A 16,549-nucleotide genomic window follows, 5' to 3' on the forward strand; every position below is an offset into this window, starting at 1 on the left:
AAGAACCGGGCGGCGTCGGCGAGATCCTGCGCCGAGGACGGGCCGGCGGCACCGGGGGAACCCTGCTCTTCGGTGTCCAGGCCGGAGTTGGCCGCGAACTTCGCGTACGCCTCGATCGGCCCGTGCCGATGGCAGGTGTCGATGACGTCGTCGGTCTTGGCCCGCTGTTCGGCCGCGTCGGGCAGAAACTCCAGGACCGGCGGCTCGTGGGCGATGACCGTCCGCACCAGGCCGGGATGCCGCGTGGCCAGCGCGAGGACCGTCATCGCGCCGCCGCTCGTGCCGAACACGTCGGCGGGCCCGGTACCGACGGCGTCGATGAGGGCGGCGACGTCGTCCGCGCGCTTCTCGGGGGTGGAGTCCTCGTCGGGGTCGTGCAGCGGACTGCCCGCGATGCCCCTCGGGTCGTGGGTGACCACGGTGTGGTCGCTCGAAAGCTCGTCGGCCAGCAGCTCGAAGGCCGCCGCGCCCATCGGCGAGCCCATGAGCAACAACAACGGTCCTTCGCCGCGAACCTCATAGCGCACACGTGCGCCCGGGACGTCGAGCGTATGGGTCTTGGTCATGAGCCTGCCATTCTGCTCCAGGTCGTGCCTGTCTCGATCGGACGAAAAGCTTTGATATACCAGGAAAAGCCCGGCCCGGCGAACCGGACCGGGCTTCTCCTGACCCGGATCAGATCCACTAAGCCGCCGGGATCTGTGTCGCTTCTTCCGGGGAACGGAACACCTTCTCCATCACGCGGCGGGCGATGGCGCGCGGCGCGTGGTCGAGCGCCGCGGTCATCAGCCGGGTGACGGTGCCGGGGACGGTGACCACGCGGCCGGCGTCCCAGGCCCGGAGCGCGCCCGCCACCACTTCGGCGGCGGTCGTGTGCCCGGGAGTCTTTTCCACCGCGTCGCCGAGGCCGGCGACCTCGCTGAACTCCGTGATGGTCGGCCCAGGGCACAGCGCCATGGCCTGGACGCCGGTGCCCTTCAGCTCGGTGGACAACGACTCGGCGAAAGACAGCAGGAACGCTTTGCTGGCGCCATAGGCGGCCAGGTTCGGGGTCGCGAAGAAGCCCAGCGACGACGCCACCACGATCACCCCGCCCGAGCCGCGCTCGACCATCCGGGGTACCACCTGGGACGTGAGGTCGACGCTCGCGAGCACGTTGAGCCGCAACATCTCGAGGGTCTCGGACCGGGCCGTCTCGACGAACCGGCCCTGCAACCCGCGACCGGCGTTGCAGATGAGCAGATCGGCACCGCCGAGTTCCTCGGCGCGGGCGGCGACCCGCTCGATCGCACCGTCCGCGGTGAGATCCTGGACCTCGGGGATCAGCCGCCCGTCGGTACCCTCCGCGAGCGCGGCGAGCCGGTCCGCACGACGGGCCACGGCCAGCACCCGGTACCCGCGGTCGAGCAGGACCCGGGCGAACTCCGCGCCGATACCGGAGGAAGCCCCGGTCACGACGGCAAGTGGTGCGTCGGTCATGGCCCTACCCCTCGACGTGGAAGATTTCGAGCGCGACGCCGTCCGGGTCGGTGAAGGTGAACAGCGCGAACGGAAGCGGCTCGGTGTACTCACGCAGGTCGCTGCACTCGACCCCCTTGCCGACCAGGAAAGCGTGCCAGGCGCGGAGTTCTTCGCGATCGGTGGCCGCGAACGTGAGGTGGTCGAGTCCGGTGCGGTGCGCGCCGAACGACTCACCCTCGTTGCCGTCGTGCGAAGCGAGCCCGAGGAAGACCTGGGTGCCGGGGCGCATCAGACCCGCGGCGCGACCGCCCGGGAACTCCTCCTTCATCCACTGCACCATGCCGAGCATCTCGCTGTACCAGGCCACGCTGCGGTCCACGTCGGTGACGGTGATGGTGGCGTGGTGCAGACCCGGCAGACCCGGCGGGGTTTCGGGAAGCGGGGTGGCCGGCGGCGGGACGAGTTCGATGTCCATGTGCGCTCTCCTGAAGTCGGGCGTGACGGAAAGGGATCTTTGACGCCTACCGCGCCGTTTTAGTGATCTTTTGCGAGATTACGGCGCGCGGACCCTCTATTTCTTCTTCAGGACTGCCAGGACGGGAACCGGCGCGAAAGCCCACGGCAGGCCCGCAATCCCGAAGACGTTAAGCCGCCGAAACCGGGTTTAGCTTGAAAAGCCAATCGGTCACCACAATGGACCACCACTGGAGGTCGTGTCTCATGTCAGACGCCGTGTGCCCCTACGTCCTCAACCCCGAAGGCACCGACACGCACGGCGAGACCGCTCGTCTGCGCGAACAGGGCCCGATCGCTCGGGTCGAGCTCCCGGACGGCGTGCTCGCCTGGTCGGTGCACGACTACGAGCTCACCAAGGAGATCATGGGCAACGAGGCGCTGTTCTCCAAGAACCCGCGCCGTAACTGGCCCGACTACATCGACGGCAAGATCTCGGACGGCTGGCCGCTGATCACCTGGGCCGCCATGGACACCATGGCGACGCAGGACGGCGCCGACCACGCCCGGCTGCGCAAGCTGCTCCTGAAGGCGTTCACCCAGCGCCGGGTCGACGCGATGCAGGAGCACATCGACTCCACGGTCAACGAGCTGCTCGACGACCTGGCCGCCGCCGCCCCCGACGAGGTCGTGGACATCAAGGCCCGCTTCCACATGGAGCTGCCGACCCGTCTGATGTGCGACCTTTTCGGTGTTCCGGTGGACGTCCGCGCGGAGGTGCTCGAAGGCGGCCACAAGAACATCGACACCCGCATCACCGCCGAGGTCGCGGAGGCGAACCTGGCGAACTGGCAGGTGGCGATCTCCAACCTGGTGCAGTACAAGCGCGAGAACCCGGGCGACGACCTCACCACCGGCATGATCGCGGCCAAGGAAGAGGACGGTTCGCGCCTGAGCGACTCCGAGATGATCGGCACCCTGCACCTGTTGCTGGGCGCCGGATCCGAGACCCTGGTCAACGCGCTCGCGCACGCTTCGGTCGCGCTGATGACCGACCGCGAACTGCTCACGAAGGTCAAGGCCGGGGAGATCGCCTGGGAGGAGGTGTTCGAGGAGACGCTGCGGGTGGAGTCGCCGGTCGCGCACCTGCCGTTCCGCTTCGCCACCGAAGACGTCGAGCTCGGCGGCGTGAAGATCGCCAAGGGTGACGTGATGCTCGTCGACTTCGCCGGTGTCGGCCGCGACCCGAAGATCCACGGGGAGACGGCGGACGAGTTCAACGCGCTGCGGGAGGACAAGACGCACCTTTCGTTCGGCTTCGGCGTGCACTACTGCATCGGCGCCCGGCTGGCGAAGAGCGCGTGGATGACCGGCATCCCCGCCCTGTTCGAGCGTTTCCCCGACATCGAACTCGCGGTCGACCGCTCCGAGCTCGTCGGACAGGGAAGCTTCGTGGTCAACGGCCACGAGAGCCTGCCCGTCCTGCTCAAGGGCAAGTCCGCGGTCGGCGTCTGACCCCAGTAGCAGTCGAAGGAGTCCGAACATGGCAGACAAAACGGCGGAGAGCGGGGGCGGGATCCTCGGTGACCTCAACCTCGACTACGCGGAACACGAGAGTGTGCTGCAAAAGGCGGTGTCGGCCGACGGCACGCTGATCGCGTACGAGCAGTTCGGGGAAACCGGCCCGGCCGTCGTGGTGGTCGGTGCGGGACTGAACGACCGCGCCATGTTCACGCCGCTCGCGACGGCCATGTCCGAACGGTTCCGCGTCTTCAACTACGACCGGCGCGGCCGTGGCGAGAGCGGCAACGGCGATCCGGACCAGTGGACGATCCAGCTCGAGATCGACGACCTGCGTGCGGTGCTCGAAGCCGTCGGCGAGCCGTGTCACGTGTTCGCCAACTGCACCGGCGGCGTCATCGCGCTGCTGGCCGCGGCCGGTGGCGCGCCGATGGTCAAACTCGCCCTGTACGAACCCCCGTACTGGTCCGAGACGGCCACGGCCGAGCAGGTGGCGAAGCTCAAGCAGCTGATCGCCGAGGACCGTCGCGAAGAGGTCGTCACGATCTTCGCGCGGGACGTCGTCGGCTTCATCAAGGACGAGAACATCGAGCACTTCAAGAGCCACCCGGCTTGGAAGGCGTTCGAGTCCATGGCGCCGTCGACGTACTACGACGCGATGATCAGCAAGGACCACCTGGACATCCCGTACGAGGAGATCCGGAAGATCACCGTGCCCACGCTGCTCATGCGAGGGGACGACGGGATCAAGGAGATCCACGACGCGTGCGCGAGGATCGCCGAGGAGATCCCTCGCGGCGAACTTCTCACGCGGGAAGGTTTTGACCACCTGTTCGATCAGAAGGCATGGGCGCCCACCTTGATGGAGTACTTCGAAGCGTGACGACGCCCGCGAACCGCGGAAGGGTCACGGTGCCGGTTTTCGGCGCTGTGGCCCTTCCGGCGTTTATGGGGTGAGTTCGGCACCGAAGGCGCCGGCGGGCGGCTCGACTGTCCACAAGGGACACTCGCCGAGGTGAGCTCACCGCTCGCGCGGCTGCCGCCGTTGGGGTGTGCGCCGAATGTGGCATTGGGGACGTTGAGTGTCCCCAATGCCACATTCGGGACGTCTGATGTCCCGAAAGTGGCTTTCGCGACGTCGGGATCGTGAGTGACGATTCGGGGTTAGGTCAAGGTCCGTGAAGGCCTCCTTGCCTACCTTGAAGGTAGGGAAGGAGGCCTTCGCTACTTCAGGATCGCCACATTGGCCCCAGGTGCACCAGCCTCCACGCGCTTCAGATAGGTGAGAGACCACCCAGTGCGCTTCGGCATCACTTGGCCACGGCGGCCGCCCGCGGACGCCACCTCTGGCCGCAGCAGACTCACCGATCGCGACGACAGCGCGTGAAGGCCCCCTTCCCTCGGCTCAGCCGAGGAAAGGGGGCCTTCACGCGCATCACCTGACGGGAGACCAGGTCTCCCGCCACAAGTTCAGGAAGAGCTCTTGATGCCGATGTTGTAGCCGTCGAGGTCGGTGAACGCCGCGATCCGGCCGTTGGGGGTGTCGGTCGGCTCCAGGGTGCGCTTGCCGCCGAGCTTTTCGGCCCGCTCCAGCGCCGCGTCGACGTCGTCGACCGGGAAGTAGACGACCACGCCGAGGTACGGGCTGTCCGGGCCCGCCTGGCCGATGCCGCCCGTGGGCGGGCTGTTCTCGGCGCCCACCAGCGCATAGGTGCCGTCCAGCGCGAGGACGTTCCAACCGAACATTTCGTTGTAGAACTTCCGCGCCCGCTCGGAATCGGGAGTGGAGATGTCGAACCAGGCCGGGGTGGCACTAGCGTCGGTCATTACTGTTCACACCTTTCTCAAAGGATCAGCTGAAACGCTGGCTGAGGTGGACCTTGACGTCGTCGCCGACGTCCTTCTTCAGGGTTTTACGCAGGGCGGCCTTGACCGGCATCATGTGCGTCCCGTCGCCGAGCGGCAGCATGGTCGCCTGGAAGTCCTGGCCGTCGATGGTACCGCCGATCTTGACGGCCTTCCTGGTTCCGAAGAGCTCACCGGATTTGGGCACTACCACACAGATCCAGCCGCTCCCGTTCTCCTTGATCAGCGGCAAGGTGAATTGGTGGTCGATCTTCTCCGGGGTTTTGGGTGCAGCCGGCATGAGGTTCGGTCTCCTTGTTCTCCGGGCATTAAACGGGACAAGCCCCGCGGGGAGGTCGAGAACCTCCCCGCAGGACCGGTTACAACGAATTCATCATGCCGCGTCTTCGACCTCGAGGCGCTCGGCCGTCGGGTCACGCAGTTCGGTGGCGACCTTTTCGAACAGCACCGCGATCAGGATACCGCCGAGCACCATCAGCGCCGCGCCGATCCGGAACGCCAGCGTGTAGCCCTCGGTCATGGCGATCCGCGGGTCGGCGCCGGTCGCGATCGCGTCCCCGGCGTACCGGATGGCGACCGTCACCAGCACGGCGAGGCCGAGTGCCGAACCGACCTGCTGCATGGTGCTCTGCACGCCCGACGCCAGGCTGGAGTCCTGGACCGTGACGCCGTGCAGCGCGGCGTTGGTCGCGGCGGGCATGGTGGCCCCGGCGAACAACCCGAACACGATCATCCCCGGCATAAGGCCGCCCACGTAAGAGGAATCGAGGTCGACCATACTGGTGATGAACAGTCCCGCACCCGCGCCGACGTACCCGACGGACGCGACCACCTTGACCCCGAGCTTCGGGATGAGTCCGGTGCCGAGGCCGATACCCGCGCCGATGCCGAGGCCGAGCGGCAGCCACGCCAGACCACCTTGCAGCGGCGAGTATCCCAGGATCTTCTGGGCGAACAACGTCATCATGAAGGTGTAGGAGATGAACGCCGCCATGAAGAACAACGTCACGAAGTTGATGGCCGAACGGGTCCGGTTGGCGAAGAAGTCCAGCGGGATAAGGGGGTTCTTCGCCCGGCGTTCGATGAGCACCGTCGCCACCAGCAACACCACGCCGCCGACGAGCGGAACCATCACCAGCGCCGAACCCCAGGGGTGCTCGGCGGCGTGCAGCAGGCCGTAGACGACGCCGACGAGACCCAGCGTCAGGGTGAGCGCACCGGCGATGTCGAGCCCGGCGTTGTTCTCGCGCACCATGCGGCTTTCATTGACCAGCCGCGGCAGGAGAACCAGCACCACGAGCGCCACCGGGAGGTTGATGAAGAACAGCCACTCCCAGGACGCGAGGTCGGTCAGGACACCGGAGATGACGTAGCCCAAGGTGCCGGCGAGAGCGATGATGCCGCCCCACAGCCCGAGCGCCTTGGTACGTTCCTTCGGGTCGTGGAACAGCAGCGCGATCAGGCCGAGCGCCGCGGGGGCGGCGATCGCCTCGGCGATGCCCTGGCCGAACCGGCCGATCACCATCATCCACGGCGCGACGGCGAAACCGGACAGCGCCGAGGAAATGGCGAAGATGGCCACGCCGGTCAGCAGCAGGCGCCGCCGTCCGAACACGTCGGCCAATCTGCCGCCGAGGATCAGCAGCCCGCCGGCCATCAGCACGTAGCCGTTGACCACCCAGGCCAGGCCGGACTCGGTGAACCCGAGGTCCTGCTGGATCCGCGGCAGCGCCACGTTCACGACGGTCATGTCCAGCAGGATCATGGCCTGCAGCCCGCAGAGGAGGATGAGGGCCCACCATCGGCGCGGATCCGCCGCCTGTGGGGACTCGACCCCTTCCGGACTCGAACTCGAGTTGACTGTGGTCACGCTCGTCTCCCTAATCAATTTTTCCGGCGCGTGGCGCGACGCTCAGCGGGCCGACACGGCCACGCCGGCTCTCTGGCAGGCACTTGAAAGTGTGGCAGCCGGTACTCTCCGTCACCAGTGAATAGGACATGAGTGCGACATGTGCTCCTCATACCCCGTGCCCCGGCCCGGTCGTCCGGACCCGCACCGGCAGCGAGTCCCAAGCCCGGATCGTGTTGTTGAGCCGCCGCCGTCCCGGGCCCACGAGCTCGATGCTCGCGACCCGCTCCACCAAGGCCGTGAGCAGGCATTCCGCCTCCAGCCGGGCGAGATGCTGGCCCACGCACTGGTGGACGCCGAACCCGAAACCGACGTGTCCCGAAGGATCACGAGACAGGTCGAAAGCGTCCGGAGCGGCCCAGCGCCGCGGGTCACGGTTGGCGGCTCCGACGCTCAACAGGACCTTCTCACCGTCCGGAATCGTCGCGTCGCCGACCCGGACGTCACCGGTCGTGGTCCGGAAGAACGACTGAACGGGTGATGCCCAGCGCACCGCCTCGTCCAGCGCGACGTGCACCAGCTCCGGCTCGGCGCGCAGCCGCTCCCACTGCTCGGGGTGCGTCGCCAAGGCGTAAAGCATCGACGCTAGCGCGTGAACCGTGGTGTTGACGCCCGCCGCGAAGAGCGAACGGACCACCAGCGGCGCCTGTTCGTGGGTGATGTCCCCACGGTCGGCGGCCGCCCAGATCCGGGCCCCGAAGCCGCCCTCCGCGAGTGCCTCCCGTTCGCAGTGGGCGTTGACCCACACCGAACGTTCCCGTGCTCCCACCGCGCCCGCCGCCACGAGGTCGTTACGGGGGCCGAAGGCGTTGAGCAGAAAGTCGCTGAAGGGCAGCAGGTTCTCGCGTCCGGCCTCGGGAATGCCGACGGCGTCCGGGAAGACCCGCAGCGGGAAAGCCTCGGCGAGCGACGGCACCGCGTCGAATTCCACCACCGGACGGCCGGCCAGCAGCCGGTCCACCATGGACTCCGCCGCGACTGTCCACTGTGTACGCAAACGCCGTTGCGAACGCGCGCTGAGCAACTCCGCCAGCACGCGGCGCGGGGCGTCGTGATGCGGCGGGTCGGCCTCGATCACCACGCTCAGCGGCCGCCAGATCTTTTCGGTGCGGAAGTTCGACAGCCCCACCCCCGCACCGGACTGAAAGCCTTGCCAGTCACGCAAAGCGGCGTTCACGTGTTCATGGCGCGCGATCGCGTACACGCCGTAGGTGCTCAGATAGACCAGCGGCCCCGCGTCGCGCAGGAGTGCCTCGTGCGGATGCGGGTCCGCCAGCACTTCGTGGCTGAACGGGTCGATGTCGAACGTCGGCAACGACGGCCTGACGCCGGTTGTCGCGGTCACGATTCCTCCGTCGGTGTCAGAGATCCAGCACCAGCCGATCGCCGCACGAGCGGGACACGCACGGGAACATGCAGTCGCCCGTCGCCCGCTCGTGGTCGGTGAGCAGCGCGTCACGGTGGTCGACCACGCCGTCGACGACGGCGGTCTCGCAGGTGCCGCAGGTGCCCTCCATGCACGAGGCCAGCACGTGCACCCCGGCCGTGCGCACGGCGTCCAGCACGGTGACGCCGGGCGAGACGACAACGCTTTTTCCCTGTCTGGACAGCACGACCTCGAACGGCGCGTCCCGCACCGGCGCCTGTTCCCTCGCCGAGAACCGCTCGACCCGCAACGCCGTCGGATGCCAGTGGGCACACGCGATCCGGACGGCTTCGAGGAGTCCCGGCGGACCACAGCAGTACACCTTGACGCCGTCGCGCCTCTCATCCAGCCAGGCGTTCAGATCGGGCCTGCCGAGTTCGTCCTCCGGCACGAGGTGGACGCGATCACCGTAGCGGGCGAGTTCGTCGAGGAAGGCCATCGACGCCCGGCCGCGGCCGCCGTACACCAGGTGCCAGTCCGTGCCGAGCAGTTCCGCCTGGTGGATCATCGGCAGTAGCGGCGTGATCCCGATACCGCCGGCGAAGAACAGATAGCTTTCCGAAGGTACCAAGGGAAAGTTGTTGCGCGGTCGTCCGACGCCGACGGTGTCACCGAGCCGGAGCCGGTCGTGCACGTACGCCGACCCGCCTCGTCCGTCCGGCTTCCGCAGGACCCCGACCCGGTAGCGGTGAGCGTCCCAGCGGTCCCCGCACAACGAATACTGGCGGGTGATCCCGCCCGGCAGCACGAGGTCGATGTGCGCACCGGGCGTCCAGTCGGGCAAGCGCTCCCCACCGGGATGCTCCAGGCCGAGGACGACCACATCGTCGGCGACGACGTCCTTGGCCGTCACCGACAGCGCCAGTACCCGCGACATCAGCCGCGGACCAGCTCGACGATCGACACGGTCGGCCGGTCCCCGACCGGATGCACCCCGCGCACCACCAGGCCCGCGCGCTCCGCCAGCGACCGGAGTTCGGTGAGGCCGCGCTCCTTGCCCGCGATGTAGACGAGCATGCGGAGGTCCATCTCGGTGTTGGGCGATTCGCCGTCGGTGCCGACGTTCTCCAGCACCAGCACGACGCCGTCCGGGCCAGCCGCCTCGGCGCACCGGCGCAGGATCGCGACGGCCGGTTCGTCGTCCCAGTCGTGGATGATCGCCGAAAGGACGTACCCCCCGGCGCCCGAAGGCAGCGGCTCGAAGAAGTCGCCTTCCACGGCCGATCCCCGATCCTGCACGCCGCGCTCCCGGAAGGTCCGGCGCGCGCCCGAAACCGGGCCCGGCTGGTCCAGCACCGTGCCGCGGAGTCCGGGATGCGCTTGGAGCAGCGTGGCGAGCAACGCGCCGCTCCCGCCGCCGACGTCGATGACGTGTCCGAGCTTCGCCCAGTCGTACGAGACCGCGATCTCGTCGTTGTCGAGCGCGATGTGGTGGCCCATCAATGCGTCGAACGACGCCGAAAGCACCTGGTCGGACCGGAGATCGTCCCAGAAGGGAGCGCCGTAGCGCTCCACGTAGGCGGGCTCCCCGGTCCGGACCGTGTGCAGTAGCTCGACGAACGCGAGATCACCCCGGCCGACCGCGCCCTCGATGTCGAGCCAGGCCCGCCGCGACTTCGGGTGATCCTCCCGCAGCGGTTCACCGGCCGGGGTCAGCGCGTAGGTGCCCGCGTCGTCACTGGTGAACAGCCCGATGGTGACCAGATGCCGCAGCAACCGATCCATGGCACCGGCGTCGGTCCCGGTCGAGGACGCGATCTTCTCCGCGGTGTCCCGGCCGTCGGCGACGTGGTCGGCGACCCGCAGTGTCGCGGCCACCCGGATCGCCATCGGGGACGCCAGATCGGCCAGTGCCCGGAGACCGACGCGGCCTGAATCGTCCGACATGCGTCTTCCTCATCGGTAGTAGGTGTCTTCCGGCTCGACCTCAGTGCTGGAACTGGCCGGGAGCGCGCCCGGCGCCCTTGGGACCGCGATAGGCCTGCGCGATTCCGAGCCACTCTTCGGCCGCGGCCGTGTCACCCTTGAGGTCGAGGTCGTCGCGGTGGCGACGGCGGGTCGCGAGCAGCACCAAGTCCTCGGCCGGCCCCGTGATGAGCCCCGTCTCCGCGTCGCCCGCACCCGCGTACCAGGTCTCCCCGGACGGGCCGGACACCTCGAATCGGAACGGCTTCGCCGGCGGCGTCAGTCCGTTCGACTCGTAGCCGAACTGCCAGGTGAGCGCGACGAAATCGACGATGCGGCGAAGCCGGTCGGTCCGCTCGCGGCGAATGCCCAGCGCGTCGGCGATGTCCTGACCGTGCGCGAAGGCCTCCATCATCCCGGCCGCGCAGAGCACGGTCGGCGGAAGCGGGTTGACCAGCCACGGCACGGTGGACTCGGTGGGGACGGCGGCGAGCGCGCCCACCGCGGCCTTCCGTGCCGCCTGCCAGTGCCCCAGCAGTGCCGCGGGGCCTTCGGCGAGATGCTCGGCGGCGGTGGCCGACACGACGGCGTCGAAGCCACCGCGCTCCCCGATAGTCGAGGTCATCGCGGTGAACTTCTCCGGGTCGGACGCGGCCAGCGCCGCGATGCGGTACACGAAGGTGAGATGGCCGACCTGGTGCGCGACGGTCCAGCCCACCGCGGGGGTGACCTTGGCCCAGTCCTCGTCGGACAGTCCGGTCAGCAGGTCCTCGAAGCTCCCGGCCTCGGCCGAGAGATCGGCGATGACGGCCTCGTGGCTCATCGCTTCAGTCCCGCGGGGTGTTCTGGTAGGCGGCCAGCCGCCATTCGCCGTCCTCGCGCACGGCGAGCCAGGAAGCGCGGACGACGTTCTCCGGCTTGACCTCGGTCTCGGTCTTGCTCCGGACCCCGCCCTCGGTCAGCAGCAGGATCACGTCCGGGCCGATCTGCCGCAGCTCGAACGGCGTGCCGACGACCTGGGTCCCCTGGTAGGGACCGGCGAAGGCGCCCGCCATGAAGCCGCGGATCTGCTGCCTGCCCTTGACGTGCACGCCGGAGATGATCATGGTGGCGTCGTCGGCGAACACGGAGGCGAAGGCATCGGCGTCGTGGGCACCCCACGCGGCGATGATGCGCTGCGGCAGCGCCGCGACGGCGGCCTGGTCGGCGGGCGTTGCAGTGGGGCGTTCAGTCGTGGTCACGTCTGTTTCTCCTCGCGCACCGGTGGTTCTTCCGTCCGCACCAGTGTCGCGAGCCCGCCCCGGAGGTGTCCTCTTCCATGCTGCTACAGGTGTGCCGGTGTCTCTCACCGTGTGCGGCACGACAGTCCCTGTGCCGACCAGAACCGAAGGAGGTGTGTGGAAATAGGGACACTCGACGTCCCTATTTCCACACACCCCTCACCCGGCGCCACTTTCGCCCAACGTGGCAGGTACATGAAGGACCCCTTCCTTGCGCTAGGCGCCAGGGTCTCGGCGAAGTCGCCTCTCCGCCGGCCAAGGAGGTTGCGAAAGCCACTTTCGCAACGTTGAAGGTTGCGAAAGTGGCTTTCGCAACACGGCGCACCGAGTCCACTGAACGCCGCCCCCTGCCGCCGGACCGGCGCGATCCCGTCACCACCCACGCACAGATCGGCCCGAGGTGGTCGTGAGGCGGTTCGGGTTATTGAGAGGCAAGGCAAAGGTGCGTGATCGAGTCTCCTGACGAGCAGGGCTTTGGCGGCCCGGCCTGAACTGGCCTGCGGGAGCAGATCGCGACTTCGGCCGTCCACATGAGACACCCCTTCCAGCCGGAACGCCCGTTTTGGGCACTTTGCGCGGCTTTGCGAAGGGGTCGTGAGTGGTAAAGAGGGTTAGAACCCTCTTTACCACTCACGACCCCACGCAGAAAAGCCCATACGGGCATGAATCGGGCGCTCACTCACTATTAAGTGTCCCATGTGGACACTCGGACCGCGACCGGCCGCAGTGAAGAAGGTCTGCTCGGCAGGATCGACCATTCCATATTTGACCTACCGCACAAATAGAACCCGAAACGCCACTCACGACACCTGCCTTACGCGGCCCGAGAGACCACCGGCTCCGCCGTCGAAGCCGCCGCGCGCACCGAAGCGGGAGCCGTGGCCGCGGCGAAGGCGGTGATCACCCCGAGCGGCACCAGCAGCAACGCCAGCGCCGCGCTGATCCCGAACTCCTGGGCGAGCCAGCCGAAGATCGCCGGACCCGCGAGCACGCCGGCGTTGTGCAGCGTGCTGTACCGCGCGATCGCGAGGCTGGTGTTGGACTTCGTGCCGTGCCCGACCGCGCTGGAGATGATCGGGATCGCCACGGCGAGCCCGACACCGGCCATCGCGAGCCCGGCGAGGCCGAACCACACGCTGGGCACGGTGACGGCCACCAGGACGCCCGCCCCGGTCATCGCCATACTCCACCGGACCAGTGCCACCGCGCCGAATCGCCGGTGCAGCCGGTCACCGACGAGCCTGGTCCCGGTCTGCGCCACGATGAACGCGAAGTAGCCCAGCGACGCGATGTTCGCCGCCGCCCCGCGTTGCTCGCTCAGGAACACCCCACCCCAGCTGGACACCGCGCCTTCGCACAGCGCGACGGCCGCGCCGAGGCCACCGAGGACGATCACCGCGCGAGTCCAGCCGGACAGGAAGCCGACCTTGGGCGCCTTTTCCTCCGCGCGCGAAGAAGCACGCTCCTCGGTCAGCAGCCGGCGTCCGCTGAACAACGCGATGGCGACGAGCACCGCCGAAACGACCCAGAAATGCGAACTCAGCGACCATTCCGCGCGCACCGCCAGTACCGTGCCGCCCGAGCCGAGCAGCGCGCCGATGCCCCAGACCGCGTGCAGGCTGTTGAGCACCGGCCGCCGCGCCCGCCGTTCCACCTCGACGCCCTGCGCGTTCATGGACACGTCGAGAAGCCCGGCGATGACACCCCACGTCAGCATCCCGAGCCCGGCGGTGATCGCGCCCGGCATCGCCGCCATGAGCGGCAGGAACCACGGCAGGACAAGGGAAGTGACGCGGATGACCGCGCGGCTGTCGAGATGGTTCGACAGATGCCCCGCCAGCTGCATCGCGAGCAGCACACCGACGGTCTGAGCGAGCAGCACCATACCCAGTTCCGCGAAGTTCAGCCCGAGTTCGATCCGCAACTGTGGGACCCGCGCGAACCAGGAACCGAGCATGATCCCGACCATCAGGAAAATCCCCGAGATCGCGATCCGCTGCCGCCGCACTTCCTTCACCGGATGGATTTCCGGCCCGCTACTCATCGCCGCTCGCCACGCCGGACGTGTCCCCGAACCCGGACTCGCCGGTCCAGCTGCCCACTTCCACGTGCGCGTTGAGCGGTTTCCCCTCGGCGTCGCGCATCGGCGGCCGCCGGTGCGCGAGGTGCAGGAAGACGTCGTCGTACTGCGTGACATCGCCCGCCGCGGAGATGCGGTAGAGCATGTCCTCGTCCTCGCCGCCCCAGCCCTTGTAGCGTTCGTCGAAGCCGCCGATGCGGTGGAAGATCTCCGGCCGCGTCCACAGGCACGCGCCGGGAACGTCGCGCAACAGCAGTCCGCGCGCCCCGGCCAGCGGCGCCTCCGGGGTGTTCTCGCCGCATCGCCGTTCGATCAGCCAATCACTCGACGGCGCGTCCAGCGACAGCATTTCGGTATGCGGCAGATGCGCGTCGGCGCGCTGGTCGGTGAAACGCGCGTGGTTGCGCTCCAGGAATTCCCGGTCCACCAGGATGTCCGCGTCGAGCAGGCACAGCGTCCTCGCCGCACCGACGGTTTCGCGTACGCCCACGTTCAGTGTCCAGGACTTGTTGAACGGTCCTTCGCCCTTGATGTGCACGTAGTGGTCGGCCAGCGGCTCGACGACGTGCTTCCAGCGCGGTTTCTCGTCGAACTCGACGACGGTGACGCGATACCGGTCGGCCGGGAAGGTCTGGTCGCGCAACGCGAGCAGGCAGGCGGTCAGGTTCCGGATCCGGCCCGCGCCGTCCCGATCGGACAGTGGGACGACGACGAGGATCTCGTCGCCGGTGCCGGACGGCCGTGAACGCAGGCCACTCGCGAGTTCGACCAGCCTGTCGAGACCGGCGGGCCCGGCTTCCGGTTCGTAGAGCCTGCCGCGGAAGTAGTTGATGTAGACGTTGTCGTCCGCGGCGTCGGCCTCACGAGCCAGTTTTCCGGCCAGTTCGGGGTTTTCGTCGAGCAGCGCGACGACACGCTCTTCGAGCCGGCGTTCGGCGAAGGTGTCGGTCGGCTGCGCGACGAGCCGCCGGTACGCCAGGTCGTGGCCGATCACGGCTTCGAGCGGGTCGACCACGGCGCGGTAGAAGCGTTCGCTGTGCATCCAATAGTCGGCGGCGACGGCCGGGACGGCGGGATCGTGGGCCAGGACGACGTACCGGACGATCCGCCCCGCGAGATCCGCGCTCCCCGGCTCGGCCTTCCAATACGCCGATGCCGAGGCGAAGGTCTTGCCGCCGGTGCGGGTCGGCCGGATCTGCATCGGATTGGTCGCCCGTAACACGCACATCGGGCTGCAGTCACAGGGATGCGGTTGCACTGCTCCTCCGTCCCTCGGATTCTTGACGACTCGGATACCGAGCGTGACAGTCGGTGACGGGGCGGTACGTCTTCTCAATTGCCGACGATCTCGAAGATCTCCGGCTTCGCGGGCGCCTTTTCCCGGCGGCCGAGGAACCGCATCAACGGTCCCGTGATCGCGGTGGTGACCACGGCGACCAGCACCAGGATCGTGAACCCCAACTGGTTGACCAACCCGTATTTCAACCCGATCGTGGCGACGACGAGTTCGGTGACACCGCGGCAGTTCATCAGCGTGCCGAGCTGGATCGCCTGTCTGCCGGGCAATCCCGCCAGCCTGGCCGCGCCGCCGGCACCGATGAACTTGGTCAGCTGGGCCACCACCAATATCCCGGCGAACAGCAGCCAATGCGAAAGATCCGCGCCCAGCAGGCCGATCGAGGTGCTCAGCCCGACCAGCGCGAAGAACAACGGGAGGAGCACGACGACGGTGAAGCCCCGCAATTGCGCGCTGATCCGCTCGACGGCGGGGCAATCGCGCGGAACCGCTGTCCCGAACAGGAAAGCGCCGAGTAACGCGTGCAGTCCGAGCAGCTGGGTCAGCACGGCGAAGCCGATCGCGCCGACGAGCAACAGCACGGTCAGCACCTTGTCGGACTCGATCCTGGTGACCAGCCTGCCGAGTATCCGGCGCACGACCAGATGCGTGAAGACCACGAGCACCACGGCCAGGATCGCCGTCATGACGACGTTCCCGTCGCCGTGCTGCCCGATGCCCACCAGGATCATGGTGAGGGTGAGCCAGGCGACGCCGTCCCCGATCGCCGCGCTGGTCAGGGAAAGCGCGCCCAGCCCGGTCCGGTCGAGGTCGAGATCGACCAGGATCCGGGCCAGTACCGGCAACGCCGTGATGGCCAGCGCGAGCGCGAAGAACAGTACGTAACCGGTTTTCGGGGCGTCCGCGCCGGCCAGTACGGACGACGCCGCGAACGCGACGCCGATCCCGGCGGCGAACGGCAGTCCCATTCCGCCCAGCACCACCGCGCCGACCAGGGACTTGCGCTCGATCCGGTCGGTGCGCAGTTCGCAGCCGAGCAGGAACATGAACACCACGAGGCCCAGCTGCGCCGCTCTGTCCAAACTGGACAGGACGTCGGCGGTGAAGAGCCATGTGCCGGCCGAAGGCCAGATCAGCCCGAGCACCGAGGGGCCGAGCAGGAGGCCGCCGACGATCTCGCCGAGCACCGGCGGCTGCCCGATTCTGCGCAGGACCTCCCCGCAGAAATGGCTCACCAGCAGGATCGCCCCGACGGCGAGCAGGAACCGCGTGATCGGTTCGATGGCCATGAGCGCGCCTCTCTGGAGGAACTACGGACACCGAAGGGCGTGGGCGGCCTTCGAGGCCACCC

At 68.2% G+C, this 16,549-nt stretch carries 16 protein-coding genes; 2 read left to right on the forward strand and 14 right to left on the reverse strand.

Annotated features, from left to right (window positions below; genetic code table 11):
• The 3 genes from CFP71_RS22300 to CFP71_RS22310 form a co-directional block, all read right to left on the reverse strand.
• The coding region (locus tag CFP71_RS22300) for an alpha/beta fold hydrolase (RefSeq protein WP_143267152.1) at positions 1–566 on the reverse strand (566 nt) is incomplete at its 3' end.
• Between the two features lie 118 nt (positions 567–684).
• On the reverse strand, positions 685–1,479 hold the full coding sequence (locus CFP71_RS22305; RefSeq protein WP_093935888.1) for an SDR family NAD(P)-dependent oxidoreductase: 795 nt from the start codon (positions 1,477–1,479) through the stop codon (positions 685–687).
• A 4-nt stretch (positions 1,480–1,483) separates the two neighbouring features.
• Positions 1,484–1,936: a VOC family protein gene (locus tag CFP71_RS22310; protein WP_093935889.1), complete on the reverse strand. Its 453-nt coding sequence runs from the start codon at positions 1,934–1,936 to the stop codon at positions 1,484–1,486.
• A gap of 245 nt (positions 1,937–2,181) precedes the next feature.
• On the opposite strand from CFP71_RS22310, the gene CFP71_RS22315 reads away from it, so the two are divergent.
• Entirely contained in the window at positions 2,182–3,429 is a 1,248-nt protein-coding gene (locus tag CFP71_RS22315) for a cytochrome P450 family protein (protein WP_093935890.1), read from the forward strand.
• A gap of 28 nt (positions 3,430–3,457) precedes the next feature.
• Positions 3,458–4,318: an alpha/beta fold hydrolase gene (locus tag CFP71_RS22320; protein WP_093935891.1), complete on the forward strand. Its 861-nt coding sequence runs from the start codon at positions 3,458–3,460 to the stop codon at positions 4,316–4,318.
• 587 nt (positions 4,319–4,905) lie between these two features.
• Here the strand turns inward: CFP71_RS22320 and CFP71_RS22325 are convergent.
• From CFP71_RS22325 to CFP71_RS22375, 11 genes are all read right to left on the reverse strand, one after another.
• Positions 4,906–5,262, reverse strand: a complete 357-nt coding sequence (locus CFP71_RS22325) for a VOC family protein (protein ID WP_093935892.1) — start codon at positions 5,260–5,262, stop codon at positions 4,906–4,908.
• A gap of 25 nt (positions 5,263–5,287) precedes the next feature.
• Positions 5,288–5,581: a DUF1905 domain-containing protein gene (locus tag CFP71_RS22330; protein ID WP_093935893.1), complete on the reverse strand. Its 294-nt coding sequence runs from the start codon at positions 5,579–5,581 to the stop codon at positions 5,288–5,290.
• Positions 5,582–5,674: 93 nt separating this feature from the next.
• On the reverse strand, positions 5,675–7,171 hold the full coding sequence (locus CFP71_RS22335) for an MFS transporter (protein ID WP_208636012.1): 1,497 nt from the start codon (positions 7,169–7,171) through the stop codon (positions 5,675–5,677).
• A gap of 148 nt (positions 7,172–7,319) precedes the next feature.
• Complete coding sequence (locus CFP71_RS22340) at positions 7,320–8,555, reverse strand: cytochrome P450 (protein WP_244199785.1); 1,236 nt, start codon at positions 8,553–8,555, stop codon at positions 7,320–7,322.
• 16 nt (positions 8,556–8,571) lie between these two features.
• The gene (locus CFP71_RS22345) at positions 8,572–9,513 is read right to left on the reverse strand and encodes a PDR/VanB family oxidoreductase (RefSeq protein ID WP_093935894.1); all 942 of its coding nucleotides are present in this window, start codon (positions 9,511–9,513) and stop codon (positions 8,572–8,574) included.
• Positions 9,513–10,523 carry a methyltransferase gene (locus CFP71_RS22350; protein WP_093935895.1) on the reverse strand — a complete coding sequence of 337 codons (1,011 nt, stop codon included), beginning with the start codon at positions 10,521–10,523 and terminating at the stop codon, positions 9,513–9,515. The genes CFP71_RS22345 and CFP71_RS22350 overlap by 1 nt, the downstream gene beginning before the upstream one ends.
• Before the next feature lie 40 nt (positions 10,524–10,563).
• Positions 10,564–11,364, reverse strand: coding sequence for a TIGR03084 family metal-binding protein (locus CFP71_RS22355; RefSeq protein ID WP_093935896.1), 801 nt, complete (start codon positions 11,362–11,364; stop codon positions 10,564–10,566).
• A gap of 4 nt (positions 11,365–11,368) precedes the next feature.
• Positions 11,369–11,782: an SgcJ/EcaC family oxidoreductase gene (locus tag CFP71_RS22360; RefSeq protein ID WP_093935897.1), complete on the reverse strand. Its 414-nt coding sequence runs from the start codon at positions 11,780–11,782 to the stop codon at positions 11,369–11,371.
• A gap of 853 nt (positions 11,783–12,635) precedes the next feature.
• The gene (locus CFP71_RS22365) at positions 12,636–13,865 is read right to left on the reverse strand and encodes an MFS transporter (RefSeq protein ID WP_244199786.1); all 1,230 of its coding nucleotides are present in this window, start codon (positions 13,863–13,865) and stop codon (positions 12,636–12,638) included.
• A complete protein-coding gene (locus CFP71_RS22370) occupies positions 13,858–15,102 on the reverse strand; it encodes a galactosyltransferase-related protein (RefSeq protein ID WP_244199787.1) in 1,245 nt (414 codons plus the stop codon). Before CFP71_RS22370 ends, CFP71_RS22365 begins: the two co-directional genes overlap by 8 nt.
• A 131-nt stretch (positions 15,103–15,233) precedes the next feature.
• On the reverse strand, positions 15,234–16,487 hold the full coding sequence (locus CFP71_RS22375; protein ID WP_093935900.1) for a cation:proton antiporter: 1,254 nt from the start codon (positions 16,485–16,487) through the stop codon (positions 15,234–15,236).
• Positions 16,488–16,549: the final 62 nt, after the last annotated feature.

The organism is Amycolatopsis thailandensis, assembly GCF_002234405.1.
GTDB classification, from domain to species: domain Bacteria; phylum Actinomycetota; class Actinomycetes; order Mycobacteriales; family Pseudonocardiaceae; genus Amycolatopsis; species Amycolatopsis thailandensis.